The organism is Burkholderia sp. Bp9004, assembly GCF_003858025.1.
Lineage (GTDB): Bacteria > Pseudomonadota > Gammaproteobacteria > Burkholderiales > Burkholderiaceae > Burkholderia > Burkholderia diffusa.
In genome coordinates this window covers 108,261-120,365 of record NZ_QTQD01000024.1, presented here as the reverse complement: position 1 = coordinate 120,365, position 12,105 = coordinate 108,261, and the positions used below count along the sequence as shown (strand labels likewise).

Below are 12,105 nucleotides of genomic sequence, written 5' to 3'. Positions count from 1 at the left end.
ACCAGCGCCTTCAGGATCTTCGCCACCGCCAGCGGCTCGACGCTGTCGTTCGATTCGACGAGGATCGCGCGATCCGCACCGATCGCCAGCGCCGTGCGCAGCGTTTCCTGTGCCTGGGCGACACCGACCGACACCGCCACCACCTCCGTCACGACGCCGGCCTCCTTCAATCGCACGGCCTCTTCCACCGCGATTTCGTCGAACGGGTTCATCGACATCTTCACGTTCGCGATGTCGACGCCGGTGCGGTCGGACTTCACGCCGACCTTCACGTTCGCGTCGACCACGCGCTTCACTGCCACGAGCGCTTTCAACTGCCTGTCTCCTGTTTCGTTTCGACCGCCGCGGCGCGTCAGCGCGCGGTGTATCCGCCGTCGATCACCAGCTCCGCACCCGTCACGTAGCGGCCCGCCGGCGACACGAGATACAGGATGCCGGCCGCGATGTCGCGCGGGCTGCCGATCTTCGCCATCGGCACGTGCGTCTGCAGATAACCAAACACGTCATCGGGGTTCTGCCCCATCTGGCGGAACGCCTCCTCGAGCATCGGCGTGCGGATATAGCCGGGGTGCACCGAGTTCGCGCGGATGTTCTTCGCCGCATACAGCATCGCGTCGACCTTCGCCATCATCCGCACCGCCGCCTTCGACGCGTGATACGCCGGCACGTCGGGGCCGCCGACGATCCCGTACATCGACGACAGGTTCACGATCGAGCCGCCGCCGGCCGCCTCGATGTGCGGAATCGCGGCACGCGTGCACAGGAACACGCCGTTGACGTTCACGTCCAGCACGCGCTGCCATTGTGCGAGCGTGAGCTCGTGCGTCGGCACGTTGTGCCCTTCGATGCCCGCGTTGTTCACGAGCACGTCGAGGCGCCCGAAGCGCGCGACGATCTCGCCGAACACGCGCGCCACGTCGGCCTCGTGCGTCACGTCGAGCGACCAGAACGCGGCCTGGCCACCCTGCGCGCGGATCTCCTCGACCAGCGCTTCCGCCGGTTGCGACAGCACGTCGAGGATCGCGACGCTCGCACCGGCCGCGGCCAGCGTGCGTGCCGTTTCCGCGCCGATGCCGCGCGCGCCGCCGGTGATCGCGGCCACCTTGCCGCGCAGGTCGAACAGGTCTTCGATGAGTTTCATTGTGTCTCCGTGTAGTCAGGCGAACCGGCCTCGAACGAGCCGGTCATCAAGGGCATCCGGCATTATCGCGCCGCGGCCGCGCCAGGCGCCGCCAGGAAATCGAGGCATTCGCGGTTGAAATACGCCGCGTGCTCGACCATGACCCAGTGGCCGCAGCGGTTCAGCAGCACGAAGCGCGCGTCGCGGCAGCGTTCGAGGAACGTCAGCGCGCCACCGACCGGATTGAAGCGATCGTCCGTGCCCCAGAAGCCGAGCACCGGGCAGCGCAGGTCGCCGAGCGCACCCGTCAGGTTCGGCACGCTCATCGTCGACAGCACTTCGGTCGGCTGCTCGACACACACCTTCATCCGCTCGGCGACGAGCCCGTCGGTGACGATCGCCGGGTCGTGCACCAGCAGCGTCAGCAGCTCGCGCATGGTGTCGTCATTCATCTGGCGATTGGTGAACAGCTTCACCATCCGCTGGATTCCTTCCATCCGGAAATAGGAGTCGCGATCCTCGACGCCCCCCGGTGCCATCATGATCAGCCCGTCGACTTCGTCGGGATAATCGAGCGCGTATTTCAGCGCGATCGCACCGCCCAGCGAGTTACCGAGCAGCACGGCCGGCCCGATGCCGAGCGCGGACAGCTGCGCATGCAGCGCACCGACGAAGAAATCGAGCGTGTAGGCGACGTCGGACGGCTTCGACGACTGCCCGTAGCCCGGCAGGTCGACGACGATCGCGCGATGGCCGGCATCCGCGAACGCGGGGTAGTTGTGCTTGAAGTTGCTGAAACCGCTGGCGCCCGGGCCGCTGCCGTGGATGAACACCACCGGGCGGCCTTCGCCCGCCTCGAAATGATGCAGGCGCAGGCCGCCCGGTACGTCGGTGAAGATGCCGGTCGGCGGCGTCGTGGGGGTCGTCATCGCGGATTGTCTCCTTCGTCGATCGATGGATGCCTGCCACGATGATTGCGCCGCCGGCGCCGGCCGGCATCATCCTTTCAGACTACGAAACCGCGCGCGCTTGTTCCTATCATCGGGCCACCGAAACGGAGGCAGACGATGAACGGATTCGACTACAGCGGCAAGACGGTGCTCGTGACGGGCGGCACCAAAGGCATCGGGCGGCGCATCGCCGAGCGGTTTCTCGCGGCGGGCGCGCGCGTGTTCGTATGCGGGCGCAGCGCACCCGACACGCCGCCTTCGTCCGGCGGCCGCACGGCCACCTTCGTCGCGGCCGACCTGCGCGACATCGAGCAGGTCGACGCGCTGCTCGCGACGATCCGCGACGCCACCGGCTGCCTCGACGTGCTGGTCAACAACGCGGGCGGCTCGCCGCTCGTGCTCGCGGCCGACGCATCGCCGCGCTTCACCGAATCGATCGTGCGGCTGAACCTGATCGCGCCGCTGCAGCTCGCGCAACGCGTGAACGCGATCATGCAGCCGCAGCCGCACGGCGGCGTGATGCTGTTCATCGCGAGCGTCAGCGCATCGCGGCCCTCGCCCGGCACCGCCGCCTACGGTGCCGCGAAGGCGGGCCTCGTCAACGCGGTCACGTCGCTCGCGGTCGAATGGGCGCCGCGCGTGCGCGTGTGCGCGATCAGCCCGAGCCTCGTGCAGACGGAATCCGCGACCGAAGGCCATTACGGCGACGATGCCGCGCTCGACGCGATCCGCGCGACGATTCCCGCCGGACGGCTCGCGACGCCCGACGACGTCGCGTCGGCGTGCCTGTTCCTCGCGTCGCCCGATGCGTCGTACACGTCCGGCGCGAACCTGCGGCTCGACGGCGGCGGCGAACGGCCCGCGTTCCTGGCGGCCGCGCAAACGAAACCACGCTGACGCGCGCGACACGACCGGCGCGCCCCGATCGTTTCCAGTCCTAGGGAAGTCATCTAGTTCATTTTGACGATTCCCTGCTACCGCGATCTCCCTACTCTGCCTCTCACGACAACCACAGTCGACCGTCGTCGATACCCCAGAGGAGACACCATGCATCAACGGATTTCGCGCCGTACCGACAAGCGGGCCACCGCCACGCTGTCGACGCTGGCCGCCGCGCTGCTCACGTGCGCCGTTCCCAACGCGCACGCAGGCAGCACGATCGACCTTGGCGCCGACACGACGCTGGACTACACGTTCACGCTGAGTTACGGCCTCGGCATGCGCACGCGTGCGCCGAGCGGCAATCTGCTGACGCCCGCGAACATCAATGGCGACGACGGCGATCGCAACTTCGCGAAGAACAAGCTGATCGAGAATCAGGTCAGCCTGCTCGGCGAAGTGAACCTGAAGCACGACGACTGGGGTGTGTTCGTCCGCGCGAGTACGTTCTACGATCAGGCCTATCACCGCCCGAACTACAACGACGCTCCGGGTACCGTGAACCAGTCGGGCCAGTACAACAACTTCACGAGCGATGCCCGCTACTGGTCGGGCGGCCACACGACACTGCTCGCCGCCTACGCGTACAACACGTTCAAGATCGGCACGACGAGCCTGAACGTCAAGGTCGGCGACCAGGTGGTCGCCTGGGGCGAAAGCCTGTTCTTCCCGAACATCGCAGGCGCGCAAGGCCCGGCCGACGCCACCAAGTCCTATGTCGCCGGCGCTCAGGTGAAGGACATCCTGCTGCCCGTGCCGCAGATCTCGACGCAGTGGCAGATCACGCCGAACTTCAGCCTGCTCGGCTACTACCAGTTCTCGTTCCAGCAGAACCGCCTGACCGCGCCCGGCACCTACTGGAGCTATTCGGACGTGGTCGGCCCGGGCGCGCAATTCATCATCGGCCCGGGCGGGATGATCATTCCGCGCGGGGCCGACGAAAAACCGAGCGCCCGCAACCAGTGGGGTATCGGCGCACGCTTGCGCGTGTTCGGCGATACCGAGCTCGGCGTGTATCACCTGCATTACAACGACATGAACCCGAGCGTCGTCACGTCGTTCTATCCCGTGCTTCAGTACCGGCAGACCTATTTCAACAACATCAAGCTGACCGGCGCGAGCTTCTCGACGCAGGTTGGTCCGGTCAACGTCGCGGGCGAAGCGTCATACCGCCAGGGCGCGGCCGTGCTCGTCAACACGCCGACCGGCGCGCAGGCGACGCGCGCGAACGTCACGCAGCTCAACCTGTCCGGCATCTACTCGATCGGGCCGAGCTTCCTCGCGAATTCGCAATCGCTGGTCGGTGAAATCACGTACGTACACGCCGGCGGCATCTCGGCCGTCGACGGCTCGACGACCCTCGCGAACTCGCGCAACGCGCTCGCCCTCGAGCTGGCCTGGACGCTCAGCTACAAGAACGTGTTCAACGGCTGGGATCTCGACGTGCCGCTCACGTACACGCATGACCTGGCGGGTACCTCGCCGCTGGCCGGCGCGCTCGGCTCGCTGACGGGCCAGGGCGACCACCGCGTGACCGCCGGCGTCACGTTCACGCGCCTGAGCAACCTGTCGCTGGCGCTCGTCTACGCGAAGTTCCTCGGTTCGCCGAACCCCGTCACGCGTCCGCTTGCCGATCGGGACTACGTGCTGGCCACGGCGACCTACCACTTCTGAGCGGCCCGGCCGCTCGTCACTCAGCAAGAAGAGGATTTCTCATGAAACGAACTCGTCTCCCCCTCCTGCGCGCGTCGGTGATGGCCGCGTGCGCGCTCGTCGCGACGGCGTCGTTCCCGAAGGTCACGCCGGACGACCTGAAGGCGCTCGACGGCCCACTCACGCCGATGGGCGCGGTGCGCGCCGCGAGCAAGGACAGCAGCGTGCCGGAGTGGTCGGGCAAGTGGCTCGGCACGCCGCCCGACGTGCAGTACAAGCGCGGCAGCCGCTACCCCGATCCGTTCGCGAGCGAGAAGCCGGTCGCGACGATCACCGCGGAGAACATGGCGCAGTACGCGGAGCACCTGACCGACGGCCAGAAGGCGATGTTCAAGCGCTACCCGGCCACGTTCAAGATCAACGTGTACCCGAGCCATCGCGACTTCCGCTACGCGGATTCCGTCTACAAGGACATTCGCACGTACGCGCCGGATTCGACGATGACATCCGACGCAAACGGCCTCACGAACGCGCCGCCGACGGTGCCCTACCCGATCCCGAAGACGCCCGCCGAGCTGCTGTGGAACCAGCGCTTCTCGTCGGCGATCGGCGCCGAGCAAGCGACCTACGACCAGGCGGTCGTGTACTCGGACGGCAACATCGCGTGGGGCAAGGTGCGCTACGACATCTACTCGCCGCGCAACTCCGGCAAGTTCGACGTGAAGAGCGACCTGAACAACCGCACGTACTACCGCAATGCGACGGAGCTGCCGTTGTCCGACCGCGGCTCGCTGATCGTCGGCTTCACGAACTGGGACAAGGCCGGCGCCGACAACTCGTCGCGCACGTGGATGTACAACCCCGGCACGCGCCGCGTGCGCCAGGCGCCCGAATACGGCTACGACCAGCCGCAGGGCCCGGGCGGCTTCCGCACCGTCGACGACGACCGCCTGTACAACGGCCCCGGCGACCGCTACGACTGGAAGATCGTCGGCAAGCGCGAGATCTACGTGCCGTACGACAACTACAAGGCGATGGACAGCTCGGTGAAGTATGCAGACCTGCTGACCAAGGGCCACGAGAATCCGGCCTACATCCGCTACGAGCTGCATCGCGTGTGGGTGCTGCAGGCGACGCTGAAGAGCAACTACCGTCACCAGTATGCGAAGCGCGTGCTGTACATCGACGAGGACTCGTGGATGACGCTGCTCGCCGACAACTACGACGCGCGCGGCCAGCTGTGGCGCACCAACGTCGCGACGACGCTGTATGCGTATGACGCGAAGGTGTTCTACCCGGGCGTCGTGTTCTACCACGACCTGATCTCCGGCGCGTACATGGCCGACCGCCTGACGAACGAAGGCCCGATGCCGAAGCTCGACAACAGCCCGCAGTTCAACGAGGCGTATTTCTCGCCGGACGCGATCCGCAGTTCGGGTAACTAAGCAACCTGCTGACGCGGCACGCCCGCGACCCACGCGCCGGAGCCCCGCTCCGGCGCCCGACGCCGCCCGCGACGGCGGCCTTTTTCCATTCGAGATTCGAGGGCCCTTTCATGTCTTCCCGCCTGCATACGACGCTCGGCGACGAGCTGTACGCCGCGTGGCACGCGCGCGCACCGGTCGCGCCGCTGTCGAGCCGCCCGCGCCGGCTGTCCCTCGACGATGCCTACCGCATCCAGCAACGCTTTATCGAACGCCGCGTCGAGCGCGGCGAAGCGGTGGTCGGCAAGAAGATCGGCGTGACGAGCCAGGCCGTGCAGGACATGCTGAACGTGCGCCAGCCCGATTTCGGCATCCTGCTGTCCGGCATGCACTACGCGGCCGGCGAGGCGATTGCCACCGAATCGCTGATCGCGCCGCGCGCCGAAGGCGAGATCGCGTTCATCCTCGCGCGTGACCTGCGCGGCCCCGGCATCGACCGCACCGACGTGATCGCCGCGACCGCCGCCGTCGCGCCGTGCTTCGAGATCGTCGATTCGCGCATCCGCGACTGGGCGATCCGCATCGAGGACACCGTCGCCGACAACGCGTCGTGCGGCGTGTACGTGCTCGGCGAAGCACGCGTCGACCCACGCACGCTCGACCTCGCCGCGTGCGAAATGACGATCGAGAAGAACGGCGAGCGCGTCGCGCAAGGCCGCGGCGACGCGGCGCTCGGCCATCCCGCCGACGCCGTCGCGTGGCTCGCGAACACCCTCGCCGAATACGACGTGCCGCTGCTTGCCGGCGAAATCGTGCTGTCCGGCTCGCTCGCGAAACTGATTCCGGTCACAGCCGGCGACGCGCTGTCGATGCACATTTCCGGCATCGGCAGTTGCGACGTCCGCTTTATCTAAAGGAACGAACCTGATGAAGAAAATCAAATGCGCACTGATCGGGCCCGGCAACATCGGCACCGACCTGCTGTACAAGCTGCGCCGCTCGACCGTGCTCGAACCCGTGTGGATGGTCGGCGTCGACCCGGCATCCGACGGCCTCGCGCGCGCCCGCGAATTTGGCCTGAAGACCACCGACAAGGGCGTCGACGGGCTGCTGCCGCACGTCGCCGACGACGACATCCGCATCGCGTTCGACGCGACCTCCGCCTACGTGCACCGCGACAACTCCGACAAGCTCACCGCGCTCGGCGTGAAGATGATCGACCTGACGCCCGCCGCGATCGGGCCGTATTGCGTGCCGCCGGTGAACCTCGACGCGCACCTCGACAGCGCGCAGATGAACGTGAACATGGTGACCTGCGGCGGCCAGGCGACGATTCCGATGGTGTACGCGGTGTCGCGCGTGCAGCCGGTCGCGTACGGCGAGATCGTCGCCACGGTATCGTCGCGCTCGGTCGGCCCCGGCACGCGCAAGAACATCGACGAATTCACGCGCACGACGTCCGGCGCGATCGAACAGGTCGGCGGCGCGCGCAAGGGCAAGGCGATCATCGTGATCAACCCGGCCGAACCGCCGCTGATCATGCGCGACACGATCCACTGCCTGACCGACGGGCCGCCCAACGTCGAAGCGATCACGGCCTCCGTGCATGCGATGGTCAAGGAAGTGCAGCGCTACGTGCCCGGCTACACGCTGAAGAACGGCCCGGTGTTCGACGGCAATCGCGTGTCGGTCTTCATGGAAGTCGAGGGGCTCGGCGACTACCTGCCGAAATACGCGGGCAACCTCGACATCATGACCGCCGCCGCGGCCGCCACGGCCGAGCGTTTCGCCGAACAGATGCTGGCCGCTGCGGCCGCCACCGCTTGAGTCGAGGAGTCACACGATGTCACTTGCAGGCAAGAAGATCACCGTCCACGACATGTCGCTGCGCGACGGGATGCACCCGAAGCGCCACCAGATCACGCTCGACCAGATGCGCAACATCGCGCGCGGGCTCGATGCGGCAGGCGTGCCGCTGATCGAGGTCACGCACGGCGACGGACTCGGCGGCGCGTCGGTCAATTACGGTTTCCCCGCGCATACCGACGAGGCATACCTGAGCGCCGTCATTCCGGAGTTGAGGCAGGCGAAGGTATCGGCGTTGCTGCTGCCCGGCATCGGCACCGTCGAGCATCTGCGCATGGCGCACGAACTCGGCGTCGGCACGATCCGCGTCGCGACGCACTGCACCGAGGCGGACGTGTCGGAGCAGCACATCGGCCTCGCGCGCACACTCGGGCTCGATACGGTCGGCTTTCTGATGATGGCGCACATGTCGTCGCCGGAGCAGCTCGTCGTGCAGGCGAAGCTGATGGAGTCGTATGGCGCGAACTGCATCTACATCACCGATTCGGCCGGCCACATGCTGCCCGACGACGTGACCGCGCGGATCGGCCAGGTGCGCGATGCGCTGAAGCCGGACACGGAACTCGGCTTCCACGGCCATCACAACCTCGCGATGGGCGTCGCGAACTCGGTCGCGGCCGTTGCCGCGGGCGCAAACCGGATCGATGCGGCCGCAGCTGGCCTCGGCGCCGGCGCGGGCAACACGCCGATGGAAGTGTTCGTCGCGGTGTGCGACCGGATGGGGATCGAGACGGGTGTCGACGTGTTCGCGATTTCCGACGTGGCCGAGGATCTCGTCGTGCCGATCATGGACGCACCGATCCGCCTCGACCGCGATGCGCTGACGCTCGGCTATGCGGGCGTCTACTCGTCGTTCCTGCTGTTCGCGAAGCGTGCGGAAGCGAAATACGGGATTCCGGCGCGCGACATCCTCGTCGAACTGGGCCGCCAGCGGCTCGTCGGCGGGCAGGAGGACATGATCGAGGACGCGGCGCTGACGATGGTGCGGGCGCGGGAAGTCGCGGCCTGAGCGAACGTTGTATCCATTCGTCCGGAAGCAACGGGAAACGGGGCGCAAGCCCCGTTTTCATTTCGGGTGTCGGGATCGATCCGCCCCGGCCACGCATCGTCAACGATGCTTCCCGCCGTGCCGCTTGCGCCGATGCGCCGCGCGCGCCTGCAGCAGCGACGGCATCAGCTCCTCGATGTACTGCCGCGCCTGCCCGCGCGTGACGATCTCGCTGAAGCGCCGATGGGCCTTGTCATGCCCGACCAGCGCCGCGTGCGCTTTCTTCAGGATGTGCAGATACGCGACCAGGCTCGTGCCGTCGCGCACGGGCAGCGCATCGCGCGGGTCGGGGGCCGGTGTCGTACTCATGATCCGATCCTTTGCGGGCAGTCGGTGCGGCACGTCGTGGTGACGAGCGCCAGCAGGTCGTTCGCGAGACGGTCGCGGTCCGTCAGCGGCGCGAGGCCGAACAGCCGCTCGAGCGTCGCGGCGACCGACGCATGGTCGTACGGCGTATGGTCGACCTGCCCGGCCGCGACCCACGGCGAAATCACGATCGCCGGCACCCGCACGCCGTACACGTCGAACCCGAAGCCGCTCGCGTTCAACGTCGCCGCCGCGCCATCGTTCGGCGGCGGCGCGGCGCCCGGCCTGACCGAATCGTAGAAGCCGCCATGCTCGTCGTAGCAGATCACGAACAGGCTGCTCTCCCACACCGGCGAATTGCGGATCGCGTCGTACACGCGCGCGACGAGCTGGTCGCCACCGGCCAGGCCATCCATCGGGTGCTGCGAACTGCCGTTCCGGTAGGTGCCGTGCACGATGTCGCCATAGCCGGGCTCGATGAACGTATAGCGCGCCGTATAGCCGGCCGCGAGATCGGCCTCGAAATGCGCGAGGTCGTCGATGTCGAAGAAGCTCACGCCCTTCAGCGATGCCACCTGCGGCACGTGGCCGAGCGGGTCGCCCGACTGGTCCTGGTAGATGCGCCAGTTGTCGTCGCCGAGCGCGGCGAAGATCGAACCTTTCGGATAGGGGAAGCCGTCGAACGCGTCCCATCCGGCCATTTCCTCCCTGGTCGGCGAATGGTCGAGCCCGGCCGACGACGCGCCGTGCAGGAAGAAGCGGTTCGGCCAGGTCGGCCCTGGCATCGACGCGTGCCACGCGTCGCACAGCACGAATGCGTTCGCCAGCGCGTGAAGCGACGGCGCTTGCATCGCGATATTGACGCCCTGCATGATCTTGCCCGCATCGGCTGGCTGCGGCGGCGTGCCTTCGGAATGCGACGTCGCGTAGTTCGACACGAATCCCGAATTGTTGATGCTCGGATAAGGTCGCCCTTTGACGAACGGCACGCCCGTGCCGCAAAGCTGTTCGAGCACGTCGGTGAATTCGTGACACGGATCGGTCGGCATCCGGTCGGGTGCGCCGCCGCCGAACGGGTAGACCGCATCGCCGTACGTGTTGCTGTTACCCGGTGATGCGGCAACGATGTCGGGATAGCCCGACAGCGCGAACAGATGGTCGAACGAGCGGTTCTCGAGCATCAGCACGAACACGTGCCGGATGCGGTCCTGAACCGACGAAACTGCGGGAACTGAAGGATCTGCGGGGGCTGCGTCTGCACTCATGGCGCCTCCTGGCGTCGCGCGACGAAAGTCCTGCTGGCACGATCGCGGCGGCACTGAAAGCAAATGAAAGGAAAGGCGCTGCAGCGTGCGCGTGCCGCGAATTGCCGACGAGTGTACGGCTACGCCGGCCTGCGCGTAAAGCCGGGCACGGCGCGCGGCAAGACACGGGCATTCAGCCGACGACCGGCGTGGGTGGGGAAAGCGATGCGCGGCGAATCGACGCGTGCGGGAAAAGCGAGCCGAATCGGGCGATTCGACCGGAGAGAATGCGGCCTCGGCCGCCGCAGCACTGCCCCGCCGCTGGCGACCGCCGAACGGCGCGAGCCGCGCCGCCCATCCGGTGTGCCCGGCCACATGAACGGGCCGGACGGGTTTCGATCGGTGCGGCGTTGCGCTGGCCGATCGCTACTGCTTTAGCGACGCGGTTGCCCGGGGCGCTGCGGACGCGTCGAATTCGCGTCCTTGTGGCGGAAGTTGATGCGGCCCTTGGTCAGGTCGTACATCGACAGTTCCAGCGTCACGCGATCGCCCGCGAGAATGCGGATGTGGTTCTTGCGCATGCGGCCCGACGCATACGCGCCGACCACGACGCCGTTTTCCAGCGTGACACGGTATTTGCTGTCCGGCAGCACTTCGTCGACGATTCCGTCCAGTTCCAGCAGTTCTTCTTTTGCCAAACCAATTCCTCCAGACAAGGTGATGACCGCGGCCGCGGCGAGCTCACCGGCGCCGTGCCCCTCAACGGGACAGCGGCCGGCGGGATGCCGGGGATCAATTCGTTCAGACGGACGACGCGCCCGTCTTGCAATCGGAGCCCGGCGCAATGCGGCGGTCGGGCGGTCGGTGGCGGCGGTGCAATCGGCACCGCGCAAAGTCGGGACCGCGCCGCGTGAGGCATGGCCACGGTCTACTCGGGTTGCAGCATGGGCCGCTGGCGACGCGGCGAGCGCTTCGCGAGGGCGTTGGATCGCACGTCGTACGGACCTGCGATGGATGAGAGAAGCACACGACCGATGCATCGTGAATTCCGCGATGCATCGGTCGTGTGCGTCGAAACGCGCAGGACGCCGGCTCGGGCCGGCATCCGCGCGAAATTCGTCCGGCAGCGGCCGCCATTCGACGGCCGGTGCCGACGCGGCTTACTGCGGCGTGATGTTCGACGCTTGCAGACCCTTCGGGCCACGCTTCACTTCGAAGCTGACCTTCTGGCCTTCGGCCAGGGTCTTGAAGCCCGTGCCGCGAATTTCCGAGAAATGGGCGAACAGATCGTCGCCGCCGTTGTCCGGGGAGATGAAACCAAAGCCCTTGGTTTCGTTGAACCACTTGACGGTACCGGTATCCACAAATACTTCCTTAATACGATTGATACGAACGATGAACATGCGCCCGTGACAGGCACAGAAAGAATCAAAAGAGGGAGAGACCAACGACTGCCGCACCGCGTGCGGCCAATGATGAGCAATCGAACTTCTTGAAGACTTCGGTCTCGGACACTACGCGGTGCGGATCGATCCGTCAAGCTCTTTCGATACGA

General features: G+C 66.8%; 13 protein-coding genes. 6 read left to right on the top strand and 7 right to left on the bottom strand.

The window, feature by feature from the left end; all coding sequences use genetic code 11:
• The 3 genes from DIE08_RS24190 to DIE08_RS24180 form a co-directional block, all read right to left on the bottom strand.
• Nucleotides 1–314 (bottom strand): electron transfer flavoprotein subunit beta/FixA family protein (locus DIE08_RS24190; RefSeq protein ID WP_409360406.1); only part of this gene is annotated, 314 nt, incomplete at its 3' end.
• 38 nt (nt 315–352) lie between these two features.
• Entirely contained in the window at nt 353–1,141 is a 789-nt protein-coding gene (locus DIE08_RS24185; RefSeq protein ID WP_059600516.1) for an SDR family NAD(P)-dependent oxidoreductase, read from the bottom strand.
• Nucleotides 1,142–1,203: 62 nt separating this feature from the next.
• Complete coding sequence (locus tag DIE08_RS24180; protein ID WP_124903976.1) at nt 1,204–2,049, bottom strand: alpha/beta fold hydrolase; 846 nt, start codon at nt 2,047–2,049, stop codon at nt 1,204–1,206.
• A gap of 138 nt (nt 2,050–2,187) precedes the next feature.
• Between DIE08_RS24180 and DIE08_RS24175 the strand changes: the two genes are divergently transcribed.
• The 6 genes from DIE08_RS24175 to dmpG all read left to right on the top strand — a co-directional run bounded on the left by DIE08_RS24175 (nt 2,188) and on the right by dmpG (nt 8,961).
• Nucleotides 2,188–2,967: an SDR family oxidoreductase gene (locus tag DIE08_RS24175; protein WP_124903974.1), complete on the top strand. Its 780-nt coding sequence runs from the start codon at nt 2,188–2,190 to the stop codon at nt 2,965–2,967.
• A gap of 150 nt (nt 2,968–3,117) precedes the next feature.
• The gene (locus DIE08_RS24170) at nt 3,118–4,683 is read left to right on the top strand and encodes a DUF1302 domain-containing protein (RefSeq protein ID WP_124622805.1); all 1,566 of its coding nucleotides are present in this window, start codon (nt 3,118–3,120) and stop codon (nt 4,681–4,683) included.
• A gap of 41 nt (nt 4,684–4,724) precedes the next feature.
• The gene (locus DIE08_RS24165; RefSeq protein WP_124903972.1) at nt 4,725–6,107 is read left to right on the top strand and encodes a DUF1329 domain-containing protein; all 1,383 of its coding nucleotides are present in this window, start codon (nt 4,725–4,727) and stop codon (nt 6,105–6,107) included.
• A 110-nt stretch (nt 6,108–6,217) separates the two neighbouring features.
• Nucleotides 6,218–7,000, top strand: coding sequence for a 2-oxopent-4-enoate hydratase (dmpE, locus tag DIE08_RS24160; RefSeq protein WP_124903970.1), 783 nt, complete (start codon nt 6,218–6,220; stop codon nt 6,998–7,000).
• A gap of 13 nt (nt 7,001–7,013) precedes the next feature.
• Complete coding sequence (locus DIE08_RS24155; RefSeq protein WP_124903968.1) at nt 7,014–7,913, top strand: acetaldehyde dehydrogenase (acetylating); 900 nt, start codon at nt 7,014–7,016, stop codon at nt 7,911–7,913.
• A gap of 16 nt (nt 7,914–7,929) precedes the next feature.
• Nucleotides 7,930–8,961, top strand: a complete 1,032-nt coding sequence (gene dmpG / locus DIE08_RS24150) for a 4-hydroxy-2-oxovalerate aldolase (RefSeq protein ID WP_124903966.1) — start codon at nt 7,930–7,932, stop codon at nt 8,959–8,961.
• 99 nt (nt 8,962–9,060) lie between these two features.
• Here the strand turns inward: dmpG and DIE08_RS24145 are convergent, their stop codons facing one another.
• From DIE08_RS24145 to DIE08_RS24130, 4 genes are all read right to left on the bottom strand, one after another.
• Entirely contained in the window at nt 9,061–9,309 is a 249-nt protein-coding gene (locus DIE08_RS24145; RefSeq protein WP_124903964.1) for a hypothetical protein, read from the bottom strand.
• A complete protein-coding gene (locus tag DIE08_RS24140; protein ID WP_124903962.1) occupies nt 9,306–10,571 on the bottom strand; it encodes an alkaline phosphatase family protein in 1,266 nt (421 codons plus the stop codon). The genes DIE08_RS24145 and DIE08_RS24140 overlap by 4 nt, the downstream gene beginning before the upstream one ends.
• Nucleotides 10,572–10,984: 413 nt before the next feature.
• On the bottom strand, nt 10,985–11,248 hold the full coding sequence (gene infA / locus DIE08_RS24135; RefSeq protein WP_059600526.1) for a translation initiation factor IF-1: 264 nt from the start codon (nt 11,246–11,248) through the stop codon (nt 10,985–10,987).
• A gap of 462 nt (nt 11,249–11,710) precedes the next feature.
• On the bottom strand, nt 11,711–11,914 hold the full coding sequence (locus tag DIE08_RS24130; protein ID WP_006483056.1) for a cold-shock protein: 204 nt from the start codon (nt 11,912–11,914) through the stop codon (nt 11,711–11,713).
• Nucleotides 11,915–12,105: the final 191 nt, after the last annotated feature.

Coding starts and splice junctions, on each gene's coding strand:
- DIE08_RS24185 (WP_059600516.1), bottom strand. CDS start 1,141: ATGAAACTCATCGAAGACCTGTTCGACCTGCGCGGCAAGGTGGCCGCG.
- DIE08_RS24180 (WP_124903976.1), bottom strand. CDS start 2,049: ATGACGACCCCCACGACGCCGCCGACCGGCATCTTCACCGACGTACCG.
- DIE08_RS24175 (WP_124903974.1), top strand. CDS start 2,188: ATGAACGGATTCGACTACAGCGGCAAGACGGTGCTCGTGACGGGCGGC.
- DIE08_RS24170 (WP_124622805.1), top strand. CDS start 3,118: ATGCATCAACGGATTTCGCGCCGTACCGACAAGCGGGCCACCGCCACG.
- DIE08_RS24165 (WP_124903972.1), top strand. CDS start 4,725: ATGAAACGAACTCGTCTCCCCCTCCTGCGCGCGTCGGTGATGGCCGCG.
- dmpE (WP_124903970.1), top strand. CDS start 6,218: ATGTCTTCCCGCCTGCATACGACGCTCGGCGACGAGCTGTACGCCGCG.
- DIE08_RS24155 (WP_124903968.1), top strand. CDS start 7,014: ATGAAGAAAATCAAATGCGCACTGATCGGGCCCGGCAACATCGGCACC.
- dmpG (WP_124903966.1), top strand. CDS start 7,930: ATGTCACTTGCAGGCAAGAAGATCACCGTCCACGACATGTCGCTGCGC.
- DIE08_RS24145 (WP_124903964.1), bottom strand. CDS start 9,309: ATGAGTACGACACCGGCCCCCGACCCGCGCGATGCGCTGCCCGTGCGC.
- DIE08_RS24140 (WP_124903962.1), bottom strand. CDS start 10,571: ATGAGTGCAGACGCAGCCCCCGCAGATCCTTCAGTTCCCGCAGTTTCG.